17 protein-coding genes are annotated in these 21,878 nt (G+C 64.5%); 11 read left to right on the top strand and 6 right to left on the bottom strand.

Annotated elements, in window-relative coordinates; translation table 11 throughout:
- The 3 genes from EA472_RS08080 (at position 1) to EA472_RS08070 (ending at position 3,435) form a co-directional block, all read left to right on the top strand.
- Positions 1-882 carry a prenyltransferase gene (locus EA472_RS08080; RefSeq protein ID WP_243637798.1) on the top strand — a complete coding sequence of 294 codons (882 nt, stop codon included), beginning with the start codon at positions 1-3 and terminating at the stop codon, positions 880-882.
- Positions 875-1,765: a bisanhydrobacterioruberin hydratase gene (cruF, locus tag EA472_RS08075; protein ID WP_124190997.1), complete on the top strand. Its 891-nt coding sequence runs from the start codon at positions 875-877 to the stop codon at positions 1,763-1,765. Before EA472_RS08080 ends, cruF begins: the two co-directional genes overlap by 8 nt.
- 890 nt (positions 1,766-2,655) lie before the next feature.
- The gene (locus tag EA472_RS08070; RefSeq protein WP_124190996.1) at positions 2,656-3,435 is read left to right on the top strand and encodes an SDR family NAD(P)-dependent oxidoreductase; all 780 of its coding nucleotides are present in this window, start codon (positions 2,656-2,658) and stop codon (positions 3,433-3,435) included.
- An 84-nt stretch (positions 3,436-3,519) separates the two neighbouring features.
- On the opposite strand, the gene EA472_RS08065 is transcribed toward EA472_RS08070, so the two are convergent.
- Together EA472_RS08065 and EA472_RS08060 are read right to left on the bottom strand one after the other, a co-directional pair.
- The gene (locus tag EA472_RS08065; RefSeq protein WP_124190995.1) at positions 3,520-4,284 is read right to left on the bottom strand and encodes an IclR family transcriptional regulator; all 765 of its coding nucleotides are present in this window, start codon (positions 4,282-4,284) and stop codon (positions 3,520-3,522) included.
- 301 nt (positions 4,285-4,585) lie between these two features.
- Positions 4,586-5,740, bottom strand: coding sequence for a hypothetical protein (locus EA472_RS08060; RefSeq protein WP_124190994.1), 1,155 nt, complete (start codon positions 5,738-5,740; stop codon positions 4,586-4,588).
- 81 nt (positions 5,741-5,821) lie between these two features.
- Between EA472_RS08060 and EA472_RS08055 the strand changes: the two genes are divergently transcribed.
- From EA472_RS08055 to EA472_RS08030, 6 genes are all read left to right on the top strand, one after another.
- Positions 5,822-6,625 carry a creatininase family protein gene (locus EA472_RS08055; protein WP_124190993.1) on the top strand — a complete coding sequence of 268 codons (804 nt, stop codon included), beginning with the start codon at positions 5,822-5,824 and terminating at the stop codon, positions 6,623-6,625.
- Positions 6,626-6,860: 235 nt separating this feature from the next.
- Positions 6,861-8,030 (top strand): MFS transporter, encoded by a 1,170-nt coding sequence (locus tag EA472_RS08050; RefSeq protein ID WP_124190992.1) that lies wholly within the window; start codon positions 6,861-6,863, stop codon positions 8,028-8,030.
- A 217-nt stretch (positions 8,031-8,247) separates the two neighbouring features.
- Entirely contained in the window at positions 8,248-9,573 is a 1,326-nt protein-coding gene (locus tag EA472_RS08045; RefSeq protein ID WP_165874850.1) for an extracellular solute-binding protein, read from the top strand.
- A gap of 40 nt (positions 9,574-9,613) precedes the next feature.
- Complete coding sequence (locus EA472_RS08040) at positions 9,614-10,591, top strand: carbohydrate ABC transporter permease (RefSeq protein ID WP_207891138.1); 978 nt, start codon at positions 9,614-9,616, stop codon at positions 10,589-10,591.
- Positions 10,588-11,460 (top strand): carbohydrate ABC transporter permease, encoded by an 873-nt coding sequence (locus tag EA472_RS08035; protein WP_124190990.1) that lies wholly within the window; start codon positions 10,588-10,590, stop codon positions 11,458-11,460. The genes EA472_RS08040 and EA472_RS08035 overlap by 4 nt, the downstream gene beginning before the upstream one ends.
- A 109-nt stretch (positions 11,461-11,569) precedes the next feature.
- Positions 11,570-12,724: a mandelate racemase/muconate lactonizing enzyme family protein gene (locus tag EA472_RS08030; RefSeq protein WP_124190989.1), complete on the top strand. Its 1,155-nt coding sequence runs from the start codon at positions 11,570-11,572 to the stop codon at positions 12,722-12,724.
- Positions 12,725-13,232: 508 nt separating this feature from the next.
- Here EA472_RS08030 and uvrB read toward each other — a convergent pair.
- The 4 genes from uvrB to EA472_RS08010 form a co-directional block, all read right to left on the bottom strand.
- Entirely contained in the window at positions 13,233-15,293 is a 2,061-nt protein-coding gene (gene uvrB, locus EA472_RS08025; protein ID WP_124190988.1) for an excinuclease ABC subunit UvrB, read from the bottom strand.
- A 436-nt stretch (positions 15,294-15,729) separates the two neighbouring features.
- Complete coding sequence (locus EA472_RS08020; protein WP_124190987.1) at positions 15,730-16,494, bottom strand: IclR family transcriptional regulator; 765 nt, start codon at positions 16,492-16,494, stop codon at positions 15,730-15,732.
- 235 nt (positions 16,495-16,729) lie between these two features.
- The gene (locus tag EA472_RS08015; RefSeq protein WP_124190986.1) at positions 16,730-17,326 is read right to left on the bottom strand and encodes a nucleotidyltransferase family protein; all 597 of its coding nucleotides are present in this window, start codon (positions 17,324-17,326) and stop codon (positions 16,730-16,732) included.
- Entirely contained in the window at positions 17,323-18,759 is a 1,437-nt protein-coding gene (locus tag EA472_RS08010; RefSeq protein ID WP_124190985.1) for a dihydroorotase, read from the bottom strand. Before EA472_RS08010 ends, EA472_RS08015 begins: the two co-directional genes overlap by 4 nt.
- Before the next feature lie 90 nt (positions 18,760-18,849).
- Here EA472_RS08010 and EA472_RS08005 point away from each other — a divergent pair, with 90 nt between their 5' ends.
- On the top strand, positions 18,850-19,359 hold the full coding sequence (locus EA472_RS08005) for a (2Fe-2S)-binding protein (RefSeq protein ID WP_124190984.1): 510 nt from the start codon (positions 18,850-18,852) through the stop codon (positions 19,357-19,359).
- 2 nt (positions 19,360-19,361) lie between these two features.
- Positions 19,362-21,872: a xanthine dehydrogenase family protein molybdopterin-binding subunit gene (locus EA472_RS08000; protein ID WP_124190983.1), complete on the top strand. Its 2,511-nt coding sequence runs from the start codon at positions 19,362-19,364 to the stop codon at positions 21,870-21,872.
- Positions 21,873-21,878: the final 6 nt, after the last annotated feature.

Below are 21,878 nucleotides of genomic sequence, written 5' to 3'. Positions count from 1 at the left end.
GTGATCGGCCAGCTACTGCGGGACGGCGAAGCCGGCGACGGGACGGTTCGGGAGGAACTGGCGTACCTCCTGCGGCTGTCGCGGCCGCGGTTCTGGCTCTATCTCGCGGGCCCGGTTCTCGTCGGCGTCGCCTACGCGGCGAGCGCTCCCGGCGAGTTGGTCACGCCAGTGACGTTCGGACTCTTCGCGTACTTTCTCGTCCCGGCGAACGTCTTTCTCTACGGAATAAACGACGTCTACGACCGGGAGATCGACGCGGAAAATCCGAAAAAGGGGAGTCGGGAAGCTCGCTACCGCGGACAGCGGTACGTTCCGCTCGCCGTCGGCCTCTGTGCGGCCGCAGGCGTGTTCTTGCTGGCGGTGCTTCCGTCGATCGCGTGGCCGTGGCTGCTGGCGTTTCTCGTCCTCGGCGCGGCCTACAGCGCCCCGCCGGCTCGGTTCAAGACGACCCCGGTACTCGATTCGGTTTCGAACGGGCTGTACGTCGTTCCCGGGGCGGCAGCCTACGCCGCGGTGGCGGGAACCCAGCCACCGGCGCTCGCCGTCGTCGGCGGCTGGCTGTGGGCGATGGGAATGCACACGTTCTCCGCGATTCCCGACGTCGAACCAGATCGTGAGGCGGGGATTCGAACGACCGCGACCGTCCTCGGCGAACGGCGAACGATCGCGTACTGCGGCGCGTGCTGGCTCGCGAGCGCCGCCGCCTTCGCCGGCGTCGATTACAGGCTCGGTGGCGTCATGCTCGCGTATCCCGCCCTCGTCGCGGCGATCGCCGCCTCGAGCGTCGCGATCGAGCGGGCGTACTGGTGGTTCCCCGCGATCAACACCGCCGTCGGGGCCGCGCTGACGGTGGGGGGACTGTGGAGGGTCGTCCATGGATAGGTCGGGACGATCGACGCTCGAGGACGAATCCACCCGCGAGGCCATCCAGGGCAGGCTGGAGGACGTCGTCCGCGACAATCGGTTCACGATCGCCGTCGTCTTCCCGGTCGTCGGCGCGATCACGCTGGTCGCCAGCGCGGAGGGGCTACTCCCCGACCCGCTCGCGTACAATCCGCTGTTGATCCTGTTCGGAACCGCCGTGATGCGCTCGCCGCTGATCGTCGGTCTTCTTCCGCGAGTCGACTGGCGGGTAGTCGGCTTTCTGGGGGTGCTCACCGCCTACACGTACGCCATCGAGATCGTCGGCGTTCGAACCGACTGGCCCTACGGCGCGTTCGAGTACGCGATCCAGCTCGGTCCGATGCTGCTTGGAGCGGTGCCCCTCGCGCTTCCGCTGTTTTTCATCCCGCTCGTGCTGAACGCCTACCTGCTCACGCTGTTGGTGCTCGAGGGACGTGCGGACTCCCCGCTGTACAGGCTTCCGACCGCGATCGCCGCCGTGGTCGCGATCGACCTCGTGCTCGATCCGGCGGCGGTCGCCGTCGGGTTCTGGGAGTTTACGCCGCCGGGGCCGTACTACGGCGTCCCCGTCTCGAACTACCTCGGCTGGATCCTCTCGGGGACGGTCGCCGTCGTGCTCGTCGACCACGCTTTCGACCGGCGTGCGTTACTCGAGCGCGTCCGTCGATGCGAGTTCGTCCTCGACGACCTGGTGAGCTTCGTCTTGCTGTGGGGGACGATCAACGTCCTCTACGGAAACTGGCTGGCCGCCGCCATTTCGGGGTTGTTCTGTCTCGGACTGCTCAGCACCGACCGATACGACGTGCGAACAATGACCACGGCAGTTCGCTCGGGAACGAGGTGGACGAGCGATCGGGAGTAGCATTTCAATATTAATAGTATATTCCGATTCGATTGGATATTTGATAGTATCTACGCGAATCGGTGGACGAACGCCGCCACCGATTCGAGAGAGATCGAAAATCGCCCGCAGGCCGCTGTACTCCGAATTTTCGGCGGATTCGATCCGGCCGGAGGCCTGGCGTCGCGTTCGACCGGCGGGCGCACACGGCGGGTCGAACAGAAAACGCGGGAGAACCGGTCCGAACCGATCACGCGCCCGGAGTACAGTGTCGAACTGAATCCGTCGGCAACGGGAGACGGCCCGCCCGCAAACGGTGAAAGCGACGGCAATTGCGCTCGAGGCGGGAAACGACAGCAGTCGACAGCGTCGCCGTTGCAGTCGACAGCATCGCCGTTTCCACGGCCCGCCGTCCGCGGTCCCGGAAGCGACCCGAGCGTCCCGGTCGCTCCGGCACATCGCCGCAACGGCCCGTACAGCGTCGACGATTCGCCGCCACGTGCGCCACGCCGCTGGAACCGCCGACGATCGGACTCGCTCGATCGAATTGTCCGATACATAATATATATTAGTATTGTATAATTTAGATAGTTGGTCGATGTGTCCGGGACAATACTGTCGGGACAATACCCGCAGTGAAGGCGGTGACGCGGATCGCGACCGCGCCACGGTCGACCGACGTCGCCGACTGGAGATTACAGCCATACGGTCGTAATCCGAGCGGCCGCGATGATCCGACCGTTGTTCCAACTATCATGGAATCCCCTACACGAATTCAACGGACGCGTATCAGCGAGCGGCGTCGGACCGGACCGTGACGGGAACCGGACTCGCCGGCGACGGTCAGTCCGACCGACGCTCGCTCTCGCGGGGACGGGAAGAACTATGGGAGGCCCCGACGAACGGCGGGTATGAGTTCGTCCGACGAGAGGGTGGCGATCGTCACGGGGGCGAGCACCGGTATCGGTCGAGCCATCGCGCTCGAGCTGGCGGACGACGATACCAGGGTCGTCGTCGGCGACGTTCGCGAACAGCCGAAGACGGGATCGCGGTACGGACCGGAGAGCGAGAGACCGACCCACCGCGAGATCGAAGCGCGCGGCGGAACCGCCTCGTTCGTCCGAGCCGACGTCGGGACGGTCGGTGGATGTCGGACCCTGATCGAACGCGCCGTCGACAGCGACGGCCGACTCGACGTCCTGGTGAACAACGCCGGAATCCACGTCGAAGGCGGCCTCGAGGAGCTCGAGCCCGAGAGGTGGCGTCGGGTTATCGACGTCAACCTCTCGGGGAGTTTCTACTGTTCGAAGTTCGCGGCCCCGTTTCTCAGAGAGCGCGCCGGAAGCATCGTCAACGTCGCGTCGGTCCACGCGATCGAGGGCGGAGCGGGACCGGCGTACGCGTCGTCGAAAGCGGGACTGGCGAATCTGACGCGCGATCTCGCGGCGGAACTGGGTACGGACGACGTGCGGGTGAACGCGGTCTGTCCGGGCTTCGTCAAAACGCCGCGACAGGATTATCTGAGCGACGAGGACGTCGAGCGTTCGCGCGAACAGACGGTGCTTTCCCGGCTGGGAGAGCCCGAGGACGTCGCGAAGGCGGTGTCGTTTCTCGCGTCGGCGGACGCGTCGTGGATCACCGGCGAGACGTTGTTCGTCGACGGCGGGTGGACCGCACACCGGGGCGTCTGACCCCCGCACGGACTGCAGGCCGTCGGTTTCGGTGCAACCGCGTACCGTTCTCGGCTGCCCCGGGACACAGTGTCAGCGTCCAGATCAGTAGACGATCCGGAGTTTGACGACGTTCGCCTTTCGCTCGAGTAGCCTGCTGTAGGTGTACATCGACTCAGGGTCGAACCGGTTCGTCGGGCCGGTCACGCCGATCGCGCCGAGGACGTTCTCGTCCGGATCGAGGATCGGCACCGAAATGCTTCGCATCCCCTCTCGGCGTTCTTCGTCCTCGATCGCGTACCCTCGCTGGCGGATGGTTTCGCACTCTCGTTCGAGCAGGTCGGCGTCGGTGATCGTATTCGGCGTCGCCCGCGGGAGATCGCTCTCCGCGATGATCTCCGCCCGCCGGGGTTCGGGCAGGTACGCCAGGATGCACTTTCCGAGGCTGGTCCAGTGCATCTCGGTGAACTCGCCGGCCGGGATGTTGTCGCTGACGGCGTTCGGTCCGTCGACGAGCGAGAGCAACACCCGGTTTCCGTTCTCCTCGACGCCCACCGCCGCGCGTTCGCCCGTTTCCACCGCGAGTTCGGTGATCGCCTGCCTGGAGGCGTCGAAGAGATCCACCTGCTGGCGAGCCTCGCCGCCGTACAGCAGAAACTTGAGGCTGTTTCGGTACCGGCGTCCGTCGCGGACGACCATCCCCTCGCGCTCGAGCGTTTGCAGGTAGACGTGCGCGGTCGACGTCGGTAGTGACAGCGTCTCGGCGAGTTCGGTGAGCGTGAGCGAGTCGTGGGTTCGCAGGGCGTCGACGATCTCGAACGCTCGTCGAACCGCGTTGATCGAGTGGTCCGCGTCCGCCTGCCGTGACATACGACTAGCTATCCACACCGTATTATAATAGTTGTCCTGCTCGGGCAGTATTCCAACGATACCGTAGCGTGGAGGATTCGTTTCAGCGACCGGGGACCGACGACCGACACGTCGACCGGACGTCAGAATCGATCGACGTGCGTCGACGCATCTGCCTCGTCGTACGGACGTTCCGAGTTGAGCTTCAACGCTATTGTACTTCTATCATATGATACACCATTGTTGAAACAGTCGAACGAAACGCCGAACGATCGAGCACCGAATCCGACCGGCGGCGAAAAGCCGACCGCGACGGCGACCGTCAGCGGTGGGTGTCGATCGCCGACTCGATCCACTCGAGGCTCCGTTTCGGAAGCGGGCCGTAGTTGTAAAACGAGACGCGTTCCGCGCCGGCGTCGACGACGGCGTCGACGATCTCTCGGACGGTTTCGCCGTCGCCGGCGACCGACGGGCCGGGGTGGACGCCAGCGTGAATCGGCGTCCCCGGCGTCAGTTCCGTCGCGATCCGAATCCGGTCTGCGGCCGCTTCGGGAGACGACTCGTACGCGATCGCGGTGTAGTAGTCCACGTGTTCCGCGAGCGCGTCGAGATCCGCGCCGAACAGCCACTCGTCGCCGACCTCAAGCAATCCGACGTAGTAGCCGAGAGCCGAATCCGTCCGGGCGCGGATCGTCGCGAAGAGGTCGGTCAACGTCTCCTCTCGACACCGCAGGTACGCCTCGGCCGCCGGATGAGCGCGGACCCACTCGCGTGGCTCGAGCGACGGCGGCAGTCGACGGGCCGAGATGGCGTCGAGCGCGGTGACACAGGCCGCACGCGCACGGTCGACGTCGACGCCCGCCGCGGCCGCGTTCTCCCGACACGCCTCGCAGAAACAGAGACCGAGGAGGAACTCGCCGAGCGCACCCCGTTCGACGAAGACCTTCTCGTGGTGCCAGCCGAAACCGCTGCCGTGGACGTAATCGAACGCCTCGAGTTCGATCCGGTCGAACGCGTCGCGTCCGTCGAGTTCTTCGACGAGCGTCGTCAGATACGACTGTACGGCGGGCTGGGAGGGACAGAGGCCGAACGGTAACGAATCGCCGTACGGTGAGGTGATCGTCAGCGTCGGATTGGCGAGTCCCAGCCGCGAGTTGTGACAGCCGACCGTCCAGGCGTTCACCGACAGATCCGTCTCGGCGACCGTCGCCGCGACGTCGTCGACCCAGTCGTCGTCGCCCATCGCCTCGGCCGGAACCGGCTCGAGCGTTCCGTACGGTTCGTTCGGCTGGAAGTACGCGCTCGCGCGGGCGAAGTACGACCGACGGTTCGGATTGTCGGGAGCGAACGACCGAACCGCGTGATAGTTCGTCGCGAGATTGATCTCGTCGACGCCAATCGCGGCCAGTTCGTCGACGGACGACTCGACTCCCCCGTCGACGAAGTCCCAGGGGTACGCCCAGATTGCAACGTCCATAGCAGTCGATCGGATCGAACCGCCATATCGGTACTGGATTCCTTCCAGCGGATATAAGTGTCGGAGGGCGAAAGGGTCGGTATGGTGTACGAAGGTATCGGCTCGAGAAGCGGCGACTGGGCCGGGAAAACCTGCGGCGAGGTTCGCGAAATCGGCGAACGCGACGGTTCGATCCTCGTCGTTCCCGTCGGAAGCGTCGAACAACACGGCCACCACCTCCCGGTAGCGACCGACACGATCCTCGTCGACGCCGCGGCGAACCTCGCCGTCGAGCGCGTCGAGGACGAGATTCCGATCCTGACGACGCCCCCGATCTGGTCCGGGTTCTCCCCCCACCACACGTCGTTCGGCGGGACGATCACGCTCGAGTTCGACGTCGCGATGGACGTCCTCGAGAGCGTTGCGAACAGCGCCCTCGAGAACGGCTTCGACGCGCTGGTGCTCCTCAACGGCCACGGCGGCAACGGCGCGTTGATCTCGGCAGCCGTCAGCACCATCGGTGTCGAACATCCCGACGTGGAGGTGCTGGGGCTGACCTACTTCGAACTCGCTGCCGGATTCGTCGACGAGATCAGAGACAGCGACGTCGGCGGCATGGCCCACGGCGGCGAGTTCGAGACGTCGCTACTGCTGCACCTGCGTCCCGGCCTCGTCGACGAGGACGCGATCGAGGCGACGCCGCTCGAGGAGCCCTACGATCTGGGAACGACGGACCTCCTCGAGAGCGGACCGCTTTCCGTCTACCGCGAGTTCGAGGAGTACTCTCACTCCGGTGCGATCGGACGGCCGGAGCTCGCGACCGCCGAGAAGGGCGCGGAAATCTACGAGCGACTGGGAGACGAACTCGAGGCGCTGATGAATCAGATCCACGAGCGAAACGCCTGAATCCGGACCGGCGGGTACGGGCCGAACACGGTGGTACACGCTCGGAGGTCGTCGCCCCCGACGTCCCACGAGCCATCGATTCGACCGCGGGAGTCCGCCGACTCGGTGGACGGCCAACGCTTGCTCAAATGGGAATGTTTAATCGCCCGGATGATCGACCGGTACTCGAACTGATGAGTCGATCGGGGTTCGGGCGGCGATTCGGCGGTAATCGAACGGAACTCGAGCGGGAAGCATGAACGAACGGCGCGGATTCAAACTGTTGTTTTTCGTGCTGTTTGCGTCCTACAGCGGGTACGTCATGTTTCGAAACGTCTTCTTCGACGAGATCGGCATGACGGGGACGCAGATGGGCATCGTCGGCTTTCTCTTCCCGCTGTGTACGATACTGGCACAGCCGATCTGGAGTTTCGTGGCCGACTGGAAGGGCGTCAGCAAGCTCATCCTGTACGTCTCTTCGATCGTCGCGGGAGCCGCCGTACTCCTGTATCCGCTCGCTCCGCACGTCTCGGCGACGTTCGCCGTCGTCGTCGTCGCCACGGTGACGTTCGCCGCCTTCCGTGCCCCCGTCATGCCGATCGCGAACGCGCTGGTACTCTCGACCGGAACGTCCTACGAGGGCGTGCGCGCGTACGGATCGATCGCGTTCGGCGTCGTCGGACTCGCGATCGGCTATCTCATCGGCGTCTTCGAGACCGAACTCATCTTTTTTGCGTACGCCGCCGGGATGGGACTGGTGGTCTGTCTCCTCTTCGTGGTGCCGATCGACGATCCGGACGCGCTCGAGCGCGACCTCTCGCTCGAGACGGTTCTGCCGCTGTTGAACCGGCAGTTTCTCCTGTTGCTCGCGGCGGCGTTCGCGCTCGGGCTGATGACGCCGGCCAGCTCGGCGTTCTTTTCGGTGTACGTTCGAGCCGTCGGTCACCCCGACTCGATCACGGGGGTCGCGTGGTTGATCAAGACGATCGCGGAGGCGACCGCGTTCGTCTACATCGCTCGCCGCGGCGGATCCTACCGCCGGTTGATGGTGGTTGCAGGCGCGCTCTATACGAGCACCTACCTCCTCCTCTGGAGTACCGGAAGCGTCGCGGTGATCGTCCTCGCCCAGCTGTTGCTGGGTGCCGGTTACGCCCTGTTCAACCTCGCCTCGGTGAACCTCGCGTACGCGCTCTCACCGTCCGAACTGAAATCGACCGCACAGAGCCTGCTGTTGGTCGGCGGCGTCAGTTCAGGAACCGCCGTCGGTGAACTGCTCACCGGCCGTCTCGTCGACCTGATCGGGCCCCAGGAGATGTACGGCGCCCTCGCGGTTCTCGGAGTCGTCGTCGCGCTCGTCTCGCTGTGTCTCTCCTCGAGTGCGTCCGATCCCGGGATCACCACTCGGTCGGGTATCGACTCCGACTGACGGCGGGGAGTATCCGGGAACGCTGTCGCGGGGCGTCGTCGCCTGCACGGGCGCAAGCGCCATCGAGCCATTCAATTTCCAGCAATTATCGAGTGTTCTGCACGAATGGGCTAAAATTGTCCGAGTTAGATCAACTAGTATTACAATTAGTGGGATGATCTTGAACATCATCCGGCGAAATTTTTAAATAGTGAGTCCATAAATGGTAGTCTGGAACATGAGAGAGTACACCACGGTACGGAGACGAGGGTTTCTGAAAGCGACCGGCGGCGGCGCCGCCGCAGTCGGCCTCGCGGGGTGTCTGGGTGGGACTGACGACGACGTGACGATTTCGGCGCGTTTTATGGACGCACCCGGATTCGAGGAGTTCTTCGAGGAACACACCCAGGCGTTCGAAGAAGAGACCGGCGTCGAAGTGGAGGTCGAGCTGATGGGATGGAGTGACGCGTTCTCACAGCAGCTCACCAGCATCACGAGCCAGACGGGACCAGACGTCGAGGAGATCGCCTCGAGCTGGCTGCCACAGCAGGTCGAGGCGAACGGCTGGATGGACTTCCAGGAGATCGACAACATCGACGTCAGCACGGACACGTACTTCGAGCCGCCGGTCGATATTGCGGAGTACGACGGAATGATCGTCGGTTCGCCGTGGTACTGGGGACCGCGAGCGCACATCCAGTACGAGCCGATGATGGAGGAGGCGGGACTGAGCGGCAGTCCCGAGACGTGGGACGAACTGATCGAGATGGGCGAGCAGTTCAACGAGGAAAACGACGACGACGATCAGTACTTCTTCGGGCTCTCGACGCTCCAGAACGCCGGCAGCCAGTTCTTCTCGACGATGCTCTGGCAGAACGGTGGGGACCTGCTCTCGGAGGACTACTCCGAGCCGCTGTTTCACCACGACGAAGGAGTCGAAGCGGCCAACTTCTGGAAGGATCTGTTCTACGAACACGACGTGATGGAATCGAGCACGTCGGAGTGGGGAACGGACGAGGCCCAGAGCGCGTTCATCAACCAGCGGATGGCCAGCACCTGGGGAACGTTGCAGTTCATCTTCGAGTACGCCGACCAGGACGGCGTCTCGACGGAGGATTTCACGGCCAACCAGCTACCGGCCGGTCCCCGCGGCGAATCGGCGGTCTTCTACGGGCTGGAACTGGTCGGCATCCACCCGTGGACGGATCACCCGGAAGAGTCCGCAGAGTGGGTCAACTACCTCGCACGACCGGAAGTCAACGCCGAGCTCGCGGAGACGGTGTCGATGCTGCCCGCGGTCGAGGAGTCGTTCGAACACGACACCTTCCAGAATCCGATCTTCCAGTCGTTTCGCAACGAAATTCTGCCAACCGGCCGGACGTTCCCGCAGTTCTACGGCTGGGGCGAGATCGAGGACGTGTTGAACACGACGATGCAACAGATCATCACCGACGCGGCGACCGACAACTGGGAGCCCGGCGACACCGAAGCGCAACTCCAGGAGGCGGCAGACCAGGTACAGACCATCATCGACGCGGCGGACCCCGAACTCGAAGCGGAGTAATGACGAGACACGCCGCGTGCGCACACGAACACTCATGGGCATGGATTCAGACACGACGGTGAGAGATCGAACGCGACTGTTCGCTCGGCGACTCTCGCGACGGATGCCGGCCGACGAAAAGACGCGGTACGCGTACAAGCTACTGTTGCCGGCGGCGGTGATGATGGCGATCGTTCACTTCCTGCCGATCCTCTGGGGGATGATCATCAGCATCATGCAGATCGACGCGACGTTCGTCTCGCGGTGGTACAGCGCCCCGTTCGTCGGTCTCGAGAACTACGCGCGGTTGCTCGATTTCGATTCGACGGTCGGCTCGCGGTTCTGGTTCTCGCTGCGCCAGACGACCATCTTCGCGATCGGAACCGTCGTCGGGAGCTACTCGCTCGGACTCGCCAGCGCGGTCATCCTCGACAGCGACTTCCGGGGAAGCAACGTCGCCCGGATTCTCGTGTTGCTGCCGTGGATCTCGCCGGCCGTCGTCGTGTTGCTCGTCTGGCGGATGATGTTGCTGTCGGACACCGGCGTCGTCAACAACGTGCTCCTGTCGGCGGGGATCATCGGCGAGCCGATCGTCTGGCTGATCGGGGCGAACTCGATCTACTCGATGATCCTGGTGAACGTCTGGATCAACTTCCCCTGGGCGACGATCATGCTGTACGCGGCGCTCAAATCGATCCCGGGTCACCTCTACGAGGCGGCGCGAATCGACGGCGCGGGACGGTGGGGACAGTTCCGACACATCACGCTCCCACAGCTCAAACCGATCAGCGTCGTGATCTCGCTGCTTTTGGTGCTGTGGTCGTTCATCAACTTCACTGTCCCGTACGTCCTGCTGGGCCAGAGCCCGACCCGGTCCGGTGAGGTGTCGATGCTGTTCATCTACAACTACGCCTTCCACAACTACGCGTTCGGGCTGGGGGCCGCCATGAGCGTGGTCCTCTTTCTGTTCGCGATGGGGATCGCTCTGGTCTACTACAAGTACGCGGTCAGCGGAAGCTTCGAGGGGGAGGGACGATGAGTGACTGGACGACGACCGATCGCGATCTCGAGGACGTGCTGGTCGGACTGGCCAAACGGTTCGCCATGGCGCTGATCCTCATCTTCGCGTTGTTTCCGGTTTACTGGATGTTCGTCGTCAGCCTCCGGCCGCGCGAGGAGGCAGTTTCGACGAATCCGAGTCTGTTGCTCGATTCGTTCTACGTCGAGAACTACGTCCTGATGTGGCAGCGGTTCCCGCTCGTGGATTACTTCATCAACAGCCTGATCATCGCGTTCGCCACGACCGCCCTCGCGCTGTTCGTCGCCAGTCTCGCGGCGTACTCGTTCACTCGCTTTTCGTTCGCGGGAAAGGGGAAGTTCGGTGGCGCGATTCTGGGAACGCAGATGATTCCGGGCGTACTCATCCTGTTGCCGATGTATCTGCTGTTCATCAACATCCAGACGAACGTCGGACTGCCGATGGTCAACACGTACCATGGCGTAATCTTCGTCTACACCACGTTCGCCATCCCCTTCGCGATCTGGATGTTACGCGGCTACTTCGCGAACATTCCCGCGTCGCTCGAGGACGCGGCCCGCGTCGACGGCTGTACGCGGTTCCAGGCGTTGATTCGAATCGTCCTGCCGCTGGCAGCACCGGGCATCGCCGCAACCGGGATGTTCGTGTTTCTCACGGCGTTCAACGAGGTGCTGTTCGCGTCCGTCCTGGCCTCGAGCGACGTCACGCCGTTTGCGATCGGCATCCAGCGGTTCGAAACCCAGACCCAGACGTACTGGGGACAGATGATGGCAGCCTCGACCGTCGCGACCATCCCGCTGATAGCGATCTTCGTCCTCTTCCAGAAGCCGATCGTCGACGGGCTGACGTCGGGGAGCGTCAAGGAGTAGGCGCTTCGCTCTCGTCGCTTCCCCGAGTGCGGACGTCACTCGAGGACTGCGCGACGATCGAAGCTCGATCACCAGAGCTTTTATTAGCTCGCTGAGACAGTAACGAACGATGGAGATTACGGACGTAGAAGCCTACGCGGTCAACGTCGACGTCGTCGACGTCGAAGACGGCGGAATCGCGCCGTACGTGACGAACCACGGCGCGGTCGAAGATATGGACCGAATTCTCGTACGGGTCGACACCGACGAGGGGATCTCGGGCTGGGGAGAGATGCGCGTGTTCCTCTCGCCGGAGGTGACGATCACGACGATCGAAAAGGGGATCGCACCGATCGTGACGGGACGATCGCCGTTCGAAGTCGAAAGCCTCAGACGGCTCCTGTTCGTCGAGTACACCAACGTCGACATGTTCTTTTCGGCGGTGGAGGTCGCCTGCTGGGACATCGTCGGGAAAGCGCTCGAGAAGCCGGTCTACGAACTGCTCGGGGGCTGGACGGCTCCCGGGACGACCTCCCGTCGAATCGAACAGGACTACGAGTACGATCGGGCCGTCGACGTCGCCTACTGCGTGGGTATCCTGTCGCCCGAGGAATCGCGGGTCCACGCCCGACGTGCCCTCGAGAACGGATACGGCGTGTTGAAGACCAAAGCCGGCCGTGACTGGCGATCGGACGTCGAGCGAATCGTCGCGATGCACGACGAGGTCGACGGTCGGCTCGACTTCCGACTCGACCCCAACCAGGGGTGGCGACTCGACGAGGCGGTCCGCGTCGGTGCGAGCCTCGCCGACGCGGGGATCTACCTCCAGTACATGGAACAGCCGATCAGGGTCGACTCTCACGAATCGCTCGCGCGGCTTCGAGAGCGGACGTGCCAGCCGATCGGACCGAACGAGGACACGTACGTCGCGCACAACCTCCGACGACTGATCGAAGACGGAGCGCTCGACGTCGCCGTCGTCGACATGACGCCGGCCGGCGGCATCACCGGGATCCGTCAGCTCGCGGCCATCGCGGAGGACGCGGGGATCCCGCTGGCCCACCACTGTGCGTTCGACCTGGGAATTCGAACCGCGGCGATCCTCCACGCGGTCAGTGGCATCCCCGGATTCTCGCTTCCGCCGGATTCCGTCTACTACGCCTGGGAGGACGACGTCATCGAAGATCCGTTCGTCGTCGAAGACGGCGCGATCGACGTTCCCCAGCAGCCGGGACTCGGCGTCACGGTCGACGAGGAGAAACTCGAGCGATACCGCATCTCGTAGGCCGCCAGTCGGTCGCGTCGTCCGTCCGGACCCAGCACCGTGCGGACGCCCTTCCTCGACCGTCGCGATCGCAGCGTACGGACTGTTGGCCGTCAGGTCCGGTGCAATCGCACACCGATCGCGGCCGCAGACGTAACCGGTGACGCCAGTCCGTCTTCGCGACGAGAGCGGAGCGCCACCTCGGGTCGATCTGTCGCGAAACGAGCGAACGCCGCGGGAGTTGGGATCGATCTTTGTATACTAGTAAACGTTCAGACAATATCGATGAATGGAAACCACAGTAACAATACATTCTCATTGAGTAATTGAGCCCCCAGAGATGGGACTCGAGCGACCGTTCGGTCGGCACCGATCGACGTGAGCGACGAACGGTCACTACCTCCGTCGAGGAGGTCCGAGTGGACGTACTCGGCTCGTGACGACACTTGTCGAGGGAGAAACGCGCTCAGATCTGACGACACTCGTCGAGGGCGAGACGCACTCGGCTCGTGACGAAGCTGGCCGGGGTTCAGAACTCCTCGGTCGGCGGGGCGATCCCCTCGTCCTCGTCTCCGCGGCCGAGGTCGAACTCCTCGCGGACCTCCCGGATGCGGTCTCGAATGTCGGCGGCCAGTTCGAACTCGAGGTTGCTGGCGGCCTCTTCCATCCGGGTTTCGAGCTCCGCGACGTAGCGGGCGGCCTCGTCGTCGTCCTCGAGCGATCGACCCGAGACGCTCGAGGTGTCGGTCTTCGAACCCGGGAGGTTGGCCTCGCTGACGTCCTTTTCGATCGTCGTCGGCTCGAAGCCGTGTTCCTCGTTGTACTCGCGCTGGATCTCGCGGCGGCGCTGGGTCTCCTCGATCGCCGACTCCATCGCGTTCGAGATCTCGTCGGCGTAGAGGACGACCTCGCCGTGGACGTTCCGGGCGGCTCGCCCCATCGTCTGGACGAGCGTGGTCTCGCTTCGGAGAAAGCCCTCCTGGTCGGCGTCGAGAATCGCGACGAGCGAGACTTCGGGGATGTCCAGGCCCTCCCGCAGGAGATTGATCCCGACGAGGACGTCGAACTCGCCGAGACGGAGCCCGCGGACGAGTTCGTGACGTTCCAGCGTGTCGGTTTCGTCGTGCATGTACTCGACGGCGACGCCGGACTCCTCGAGGTACTCTGTCAGGTCCTCCGCCATGCGCTTGGTCAGCGTCGTGACGAGCACGCGCTCGTCGCGCTCGACGCGCCCGTCGATCCGATCGAGTAGGTCGTCGACCTGCCCGCTCGCGGGCGAGACCTCGACTTTCGGGTCGACCAGGTGGGTCGGGCGGACGATCTGCTCGACGATCTGATCCGAGTGTTCGCGTTCGTGGTCGGCCGGCGTCGCGCTGACGTACAGCGTCTGATCGGTCTTCGCTTCGAACTCCTCGAACGTCAGGGGCCGGTTGTCGTAGCTCGTCGGCAGCCGAAAGCCGTTTTCGACCAGCGAGTCCTTGCGGGACTTGTCGCCCTCGTACTGGCCCCGGATCTGTGGGAGCGTCTGGTGTGACTCGTCGACGACGGTCAGGAAGTCGTCCGGGAAGTAATCCAACAGCGTGTAGGGGGCGTCGCCCGACTCGCGGTCGGAGAGGTAGACCGAGTAGTTCTCGATCCCCGAACAGTAGCCCGTCTCGGCCATCATCTCGAGGTCGAACGTCGTGCGCTCTTCGATGCGCTGGGCGGCGATCAGATCGCCCTGGCGTTCGAAGTAGCTGATGCGCGAGTCGAGATCGTCGCGAATTTCGTCCATCGCTCGCTCGAGTTTCGACTCCGGAATCGAGTAGTGCTCCGCGGGGTGAATCAGAACGGCGCGCTGTTCGCCTTTCGTTTCGCCCTCGAGCGGGTCGACCTTGACCATGCGATCGATCTCGTCACCCCAGAGTTCGACGCGGACGGCGTAGCGGCCGTACATCGGGTAGATCTCGATCGTGTCCCCGCGGACGCGGAACGTCCCCTGCGTGAAGTCGACGTCGTTTCGCTCGTAGTTCAGGTCGACCAGCCGTTTGAGCAGGTCGTCGCGACCGACCTCCTCGCCGACCTCGAGTCGAAGCGACATGTCGACGTAGTTGCGCGGGTCGCCGAGGCCGTAGATCGCCGACACCGACGCCACGACGATGACGTCCTCGCGGGTCAGCAGCGAGCGCGTGGCGGAGTGACGCAATCGGTCGATCTCGTCGTTGATCGAGGCGTCCTTGTCGATGTAGGTGTCGGTCTGCTCGACGTAGGCTTCGGGCTGGTAGTAGTCGTAGTACGAGACGAAGTACTCGACGGCGTTTTCGGGAAAGAGATTTCGAAACTCCTCGTACAGCTGGGCCGCGAGCGTCTTGTTGTGGGCGATGACGAGCGTCGGCTTCTGGATCTCCTCGATCACCCACGAGACGGTGTTCGTCTTGCCCGAGCCGGTGACGCCGAGCAGTGTCTGTTTGTTCATCCCCGACCGAAAGCCCGACGCGAGTTCGTCGATCGCGTCGGGCTGGTCGCCGGCCGGGTCGAACGGCGCGTCGACCTCGAACGGATAGTCGACGTCGGGGCGATCCGGTTGGAGCGGGCCTCGAGTATCGGTCACGGTTGACAGCGGTAGGGCGTCCACGCACTTTACCCGCTCGCTTGTCGAGCGCCGTCCTCGCGGCGGGGGAAGACGTCCGTCCCGACTGGCCCGCATCCCCGCCGTCGAATCCGTCGCTCGAGTCACCGGTTCGGACCCGACGGAACGCTCCCTCCCCAATATAGCAGAGTCAAATCATTTCCCGATTTTTATATGTTATCTATCAATGGCAGAATTAAGATACTATTGGTCTCCAGGGACGACTCCCGGCTCCCGAACCGACCGCGGGGGTCGCGTGCGAGCGATCCGACACACGCCCCTCGAGCGACGACCGCATGCGTTACACTCATACATCCGTAAACGGGATCGTACCGGCGCGCATACGTCCGTACGCCGACCGGCGTCTCCGGGCTCATCCGTCTCGGTTCTCGCCGGCGTTCAGTATCGTCGAACGCCGTCACGTGTGCTGAATGTTGAGTTCGATCACGTTGGCGATGCCGAGCACCATCTCGGGGAGTTCCGTCTCGAACCGTTCGCCCCGCATCCGATGGGTGGGTCCGGCGACGCTTATCGATCCGATCACCGCGTTCGAGCCGTCGAGGATGGGGGCGGCGACGCTTCGCAGCCCGCTCAGGCGTTCCTCGTCGTCGGAGGCGATTTTCCGATCCCGGATCGCCTCGAGCTCCTCGGCGAGAACCTCGCGGTCGGTGATGGTGTTGGGGCTGACCGCCTCGAGCCCGTGACGATCGACGATCTCGTCGCGTCGCTCCGGCGGGAGAAAGGCCAGAATAGCCTTTCCCAGGGCGGTACAGTGAATGGGGACGCGGTCGCCGACGCACGTGTCGATTCGGGCGGCTTCCGAGCCGCGACTCCGGTAGACGAAGACGCCACGGCCGTGTTCTTCGATCATGAGCGCGGAGATCTCGCCGGTCTTTTCGGCCAGGTGATCGACCTCGGAGCGAGCGATCTGGTACAGCTCGTGCTGGTTGCGGGCGGTCTCGCTGACCCGCAGGAACTTCAGCCCGGCCCGGTACTCCCCGTCCTGGCGAACGACGTACTCGTTTCGTTCGAGCGTCTGCAGGTGGTTGTGTACCGTACTCTTTGGCAACTCGAGGTGTCTCCCCAGTTCGGAGACGCCCGCGCCGTCGAGCTCGGTCAGCGTTTCCACGATGTCGAACGCTCGATCGACCGCCTGTATTCCGGCCGCCTCCTGCGTTGTCATACCATGACAATGGTTTTCCCCCAACATAAATGTTCAGCATCGTGGAACGCTTCGATTGGACGCGAGCGTACCGGATCTCGAGTCCGGCCGCGAAACGTGCGGATAGTTCAGCGGACGATCGGCGTGGTGAAAATCGGTCGGCGAAGGCGGCGAACGAACGTGGATCGAAAGAAGCCGACGAGCCCGGCTCTCCGAGTGTGTTCAGTATCGTGGGACGCGGCGATGGCGAGCCCGGCTACCCGCCACCGTCGTCGAGTCGGTCGCGATCCGCGACCGTATCCACGTCGGCGTGGATGCCGGGATCGGCGACGTCGATCCGGCGAACGTCGGCGTCGTCGAACAGCGCACGACCGCCGGTATCACCGGACAGCTCGAGCAGCGCGTCGAACAGTCCCGCGTCGAACAGCACCGGATTCCCCCGGCGGCCGTCGGTCGTCGGAACGACGGCGTCGGCGTCGCCGTCGCGGTGCGCGTCGACGATTCGCTCGACCGTCCGCGGATCGACCCGGGGCATGTCGCCCGGCAGGAACACCGCCGCTGCGGCCCGGCGCTCGCGGGCCGTCCGCGTACCGACGCGGACGGACGCGCTCTGTCCCCGCTCGTACTCCGGGTTGTACGCCGTCTCGTCGACCGCCGGCTCGACGGCGGCCCCGACCGCGTCGGACTCGTGACCGAGCACCGCGACGGTGTAGTCGACGGCCGGCGCGAGCGACAGGGCGGCGCGACGAACGAGGGGCTCGTCGTCCCCCGGAAGCGTCGCGAGCAGCTTGTTGCCGCCCTCGTATCGGGTGCCGAGGCCTCCGGCGAGGACGACGCCGACGATCTCGCTCATCGTCGCTCGAGCGTGACGCCCTCCGGACCGCGGGAGAGATACGTTCGGTCGCCGGGTTCGGCGAGCAGTTCACCGTCCTCGACGGCCACCTCGCCGCCGACGATGGTGTGGGTGGGCAGGCCGGTCAGCTCCTCGCCGTGGAACGTCGAGTAGCGAGGCTCCATCGTGTGGTAGAAGTCGTCGTCGACGACCGCGCTCTTCTCGAGGTCGACGATCACCATGTCGGCGTCCGACCCTTCGGCGATCGCTCCCTTTCGCGGGTACAGCCCCCAGCGCTTGGCGTTGTTCGCCGCACAGACCTCCACGAGTCGCTCCATGCTGATTCGGTTCTCGTTGACGCCCTCGCTCATCATGACGGGCAGGAAGTACTCGATGCCGTTGTTGTCGCCCGGAATCGCCTCCCAGATGTCGCCGTGTTTGCCCTCGCCTTTCTCCTTGAACTCGATTTTGTGCGGGCAGTGGTCGGTGCCGAGGTAGTCGACGACACCGGTTCGAAGCCCCTCCCAGAGGCGAGTCCTGCTCGCCTCGCCGCGAAGCGGCGGCGAAATCTTCCCCCAGACGCCGAGGTCTTCCTGGTCGGAGGTGTGCGAGAGAAACGCCGGCAGCGTCTCGGCGTGGAGGTTGACCCCCTTTCGCTGGTACCGTTCGCAGATGTCGACGCCCTCGCCCGTGCTCATGTGGACGATATACGCTCGAGAGTCGGTGTACTCGGTGAGTTGGCCGATCTGTTCGATCTGCATCGCCTCGCAGATGTTGGGGGCTGACTCGCTCCAGGCCGGCAGGTCGTTACGACCCTCCGCCTGTAGCTCCTCGCGGCGTTCGATCGCGAGGTCTTCGTTTTCGGCGTGAAACATCACGACGCCGCCCGGGACGTCGGCGACCTCGTCGAGCACTCGGTAGACCCGCCCCGCGTCGGAGTGGTCGATGCCGAGTTCGGGCGAGGCGTGTTTGTACCAGTTGAAAAACACCTTGTACGATCGGATCCCCGCCTCGGCCAGCTCCGGGATCTCCTCGACGTGGTGGTCCTGGTGGACGATCGCGTGGTACGCGAAGTCGATGTAGGAGTTTTGCTCTCCCGCCCGTTCGAAAAAGTCCATGTCGGGGAGGTACGGCTCCTGCTGGAGGAGGAAGTTGACGACGGTCGTCACGCCGCCGTGGATCGCCCCCCGCGTCTCGGTCTCGAAGTCGTGCTCGAGTCCTTCGTGGTAGTCGTACTCGTACCGGGAGAGCCCCCAGTGGACGTGGGGATCGACGAAGCCGGGGATCAGGTAGTTCCCGTCAGCATCGATCTCGTGCGCCGCGTCGGGGAGGTTCGATTCGGTCCCGACGCCGACGACGATGCCGTCGTCCGCCGCGACGCCGCCGCTGATCGTGCCCTCCGGCGTGACAACCCGTGCGTTGACTACCCGAAGGTCTACGGTCGATTCGACCATATCTCCCTTCTCTCGGCGATCTACTTGAGTCTAGCCCGTCCCCGGTCGGCACAACGTTTATGCCCTGCTCGAGAGACGTAGTACGTATCCATGCGTACAGATAGCACAGGAGAGTACGACGCTCCCGAACGCAGGGAGATCACCGTCACCGTCAACGGTGAGGCCGTGACCGCCGCGGTCGAACCCCGGGTGAAGCTCTCCGATTTCCTCCGGAGCGAGTGCGGTCTCACCGGCGTTCGCGTCGGCTGCGAGCACGGCGTCTGTGGTGCCTGTACCGTCCAGCAGGACGGACGGGCGATAAAGAGTTGCCTCTCGTACGCGGTCCAGGCCGACGGTGCGGAAGTCGAGACGGTCGAGGGGCTGGCCGACGAAGACGGCTCGCTTCACCCCATTCAGGAGGCCTTTCACGAGACCCACGCGCTCCAGTGTGGGTTCTGTACGAGCGGCTTCGTCGTCGCGACGAAAGAACTGCTCGAGGAGAACCCCGATCCGTCGCGCGAGGAGATCGAGCGCGGACTCGCGGACAACATCTGTCGGTGTACCGGCTACCAGAACATCTACGAGGCCGTCGAACGCGCGGCGGCGAAGATGAGGGAGTGACGATGTCCGGCTCCCAACCGACCGAGGTGGCCGGAGAGGCCGAAGCGGACGCGCCCGCCGCGACCGAAGCTGGCGAGGAATCGTTTACCGGGACGAGTCTCCCGCGGGTCGAGGACCACCGAATTCTGACCGGCGAGGCCGAGTACATCCACGACGTCACGCCCGAGGACTGTCTACACATGGCGCTCGTACGCAGCATGCACGCTCACGCCGAGATCGTCGATATCGAGACGAGCGAGGCCGAAACGCACCCGGAGTGTGAACTGGTGATGACCGCCGAGGATCTCAAAGCGGAGTACAATCCGATGCCGACCGGCGTCGGACGGATCGCGACCGGCGCGAGCGGCGAAGCCGTCGAACTCCCCGAGTGGTCGCTGGCGGACGAAAAGGTGCGGTTCGTCGGCGAACCGGTCGCGCTCGTCGTGGCGTCGAATCGGTACGCGGCCGAGGACGTCGCCGACCTCGTGACCGTCGAGTACGACACCCTCGAGGCCGTCGCGGACGGAATGGCCGCCCGCGAAGACGAGGTGGTCGTCCACGAGTCGATCGGGACGAACGTCGTCGACCACGAACGCATCGAGTTCGGCGATCTCCAGACGGCGTTCGAGGACGCAGACCACGTCGTCTCCGGCGAGTACTCGTGGGGGCGCATCTCCGGCGTCCCGCTCGAGACGGCCGGCGTCGTCGCGACGTACGACGACGAGACCGACAGCTTCGACGTCGACTGCAACATCCAGTTGCACACGCTCGTCGACGACACGATCTACGAGACGCTTGGCTACGACGCGGACGACGTCCGGGTGAACGTGCCGGCGGACGTCGGCGGAAGCTACGGGACGAAGATCGCGATCCACCGCTATTGCTGTCTGGCCGCGATGGCGAGCCAGCAGTTGGAGCGACCGGTCAAGTTCGAGGAGGATCGCATCGAGAACCTCCAGGGTGGCGACGTACACTCATCGGACCGCGAGTACGAGATCCAAATGGCCGTCGACGACGACGGGACGATGCGGGGGCTGGACGTCTGGTTCGTCGACGACTTCGGCGCGTTCCCGCGGTACCCGATCAACCAGGTCCTGAAACCGCTGTCCGTGGTGACCAACTCCTATCGGATCGACCACGTCGGATACGAGTACGATCTGGTGTTGACCAACAAGACCTCCCAGACCGCCTACCGCGGCTTCGGCGTCGATCCGCACATCTACGCCCTCGAGATGATCGTCGACGAGGCCGCCCGGGAGATCGGGATGGATCCGACGGAGTTCCGCCGCCGGAACCTGATCACGCCGGACCAGATGCCCTACACCCTCCCCTCGAAGAACGTCTACGACTCCGGGGACTACCCCGCGACGCTCGATCGGATCCAGGAGATCGTCGCGGACGAACGCGACGGCGGACTGCTCGATCCCGACGTCGTCGCCGAAAAGCGCGAGGAGGGGAAGTACCGCGGCGTCCAGCCGAGCGTCATCATCGAACCCGGCGTCAGCGGCTCCGACTGGACCGACCGCCAGCGGTCCAACCGCGAGGCGCTCGACAGCAGGTCGCGTGAGGAGGTCGACGAACTGCCCGAACACCTGCGGGCCGAACTCCGCGAAGACGGCACCGTCCGCGCGTATCTCGCGACCGACTCCTCCGGCCAGGGCCACCAGACCCTCGTCTCACAGTTGCTCGCGGACGAACTCGAGATTCTGCCCAGCGAGATCGAGGTCGACTACCTCGACAGCGTCGACGCGCCGACGGAGTACGGCAGCGCCGCCTCGCGGATGGCGGTCATGCTCTCGGGCGCGACGGTCGGCCTCGCGGAGCGTCTCGTCGAGAACGCCGAGGAACTCGCGGCCGACGGTTGGGGCGTCTCGATCGACGACGTCGCCTACCGCGACGGCGGCGTCGAGCGCATCGACACCGGCGAGACGCTCTCGCTGGCCGACCTCGCGGAACTCGACGCAGACCGCGACGAGCGACTGACCGTCGCGAGCTACGACTACGACCACCCGGCGCTCGAGCGCGAGGAGTTCGACGACGCCCTGCGGCGCAAACTGCCCGTCTACCCCACGGCCGCGTTCGGCGCGAACGCGCCCATCGTCGAGGTGGACGTCGAAACCGGCGAGGTCGAAATTCTCAAATTCCACACGGTCCGGGACTGTGGAACCATGCTCAACCCGACCATCGTCGAGGGACAGGCCCACGGCGGCATCGCACAGGGGGTCGGCGCCGCCCTGCTCGAGGAGTTCGGCTACGAGGAAGACGGACAGCCCCAGGCGATCACGCTGTTCGACTACCTCTTACCCTCGATCGAGACGGTTCCCGAGATCGAGATGGAACACACAGAGACGCCGTCGCCGTACACCGAGACGGGAGCGAAAGGCGTCGGTGAGGGTGGGATGATCGACGCGCCGGCGAGCATCGCCACCTCGATCAACGCCGCGCTCGAGCCGCTGTCGGTCGACGAACCCGCCGACCGCATCCCGGTCGCGCCGGACCACCTCCTCTCGAAGATCCGCGAGGCCGAGGAGTAGCCCGGC

The sequence above is a fragment of the Natrarchaeobius oligotrophus genome, assembly GCF_003841465.1.
Taxonomy (GTDB): domain Archaea; phylum Halobacteriota; class Halobacteria; order Halobacteriales; family Natrialbaceae; genus Natrarchaeobius; species Natrarchaeobius oligotrophus.
The sequence above is the reverse complement of the archived record's forward strand: the minus strand, read 5'-3'. Positions and strand labels throughout refer to the sequence as shown.

What these genes read in the sequence shown, in the direction of transcription:
- EA472_RS08030 (WP_124190989.1), top strand. Translation starts at nt 11,570, where the DNA reads ATGGAGATTACGGACGTAGAAGCCTACGCGGTCAACGTCGACGTCGTC.
- EA472_RS08000 (WP_124190983.1), top strand. Translation starts at nt 19,362, where the DNA reads ATGTCCGGCTCCCAACCGACCGAGGTGGCCGGAGAGGCCGAAGCGGAC.
- EA472_RS08050 (WP_124190992.1), top strand. Translation starts at nt 6,861, where the DNA reads ATGAACGAACGGCGCGGATTCAAACTGTTGTTTTTCGTGCTGTTTGCG.
- EA472_RS08015 (WP_124190986.1), bottom strand. Translation starts at nt 17,326, where the DNA reads ATGAGCGAGATCGTCGGCGTCGTCCTCGCCGGAGGCCTCGGCACCCGA.
- EA472_RS08005 (WP_124190984.1), top strand. Translation starts at nt 18,850, where the DNA reads ATGCGTACAGATAGCACAGGAGAGTACGACGCTCCCGAACGCAGGGAG.
- EA472_RS08035 (WP_124190990.1), top strand. Translation starts at nt 10,588, where the DNA reads ATGAGTGACTGGACGACGACCGATCGCGATCTCGAGGACGTGCTGGTC.
- EA472_RS08040 (WP_207891138.1), top strand. Translation starts at nt 9,614, where the DNA reads ATGGATTCAGACACGACGGTGAGAGATCGAACGCGACTGTTCGCTCGG.
- EA472_RS08070 (WP_124190996.1), top strand. Translation starts at nt 2,656, where the DNA reads ATGAGTTCGTCCGACGAGAGGGTGGCGATCGTCACGGGGGCGAGCACC.
- EA472_RS08045 (WP_165874850.1), top strand. Translation starts at nt 8,248, where the DNA reads ATGAGAGAGTACACCACGGTACGGAGACGAGGGTTTCTGAAAGCGACC.
- EA472_RS08065 (WP_124190995.1), bottom strand. Translation starts at nt 4,284, where the DNA reads ATGTCACGGCAGGCGGACGCGGACCACTCGATCAACGCGGTTCGACGA.
- EA472_RS08010 (WP_124190985.1), bottom strand. Translation starts at nt 18,759, where the DNA reads ATGGTCGAATCGACCGTAGACCTTCGGGTAGTCAACGCACGGGTTGTC.
- EA472_RS08020 (WP_124190987.1), bottom strand. Translation starts at nt 16,494, where the DNA reads ATGACAACGCAGGAGGCGGCCGGAATACAGGCGGTCGATCGAGCGTTC.
- cruF (WP_124190997.1), top strand. Translation starts at nt 875, where the DNA reads ATGGATAGGTCGGGACGATCGACGCTCGAGGACGAATCCACCCGCGAG.
- EA472_RS08055 (WP_124190993.1), top strand. Translation starts at nt 5,822, where the DNA reads ATGGTGTACGAAGGTATCGGCTCGAGAAGCGGCGACTGGGCCGGGAAA.
- EA472_RS08060 (WP_124190994.1), bottom strand. Translation starts at nt 5,740, where the DNA reads ATGGACGTTGCAATCTGGGCGTACCCCTGGGACTTCGTCGACGGGGGA.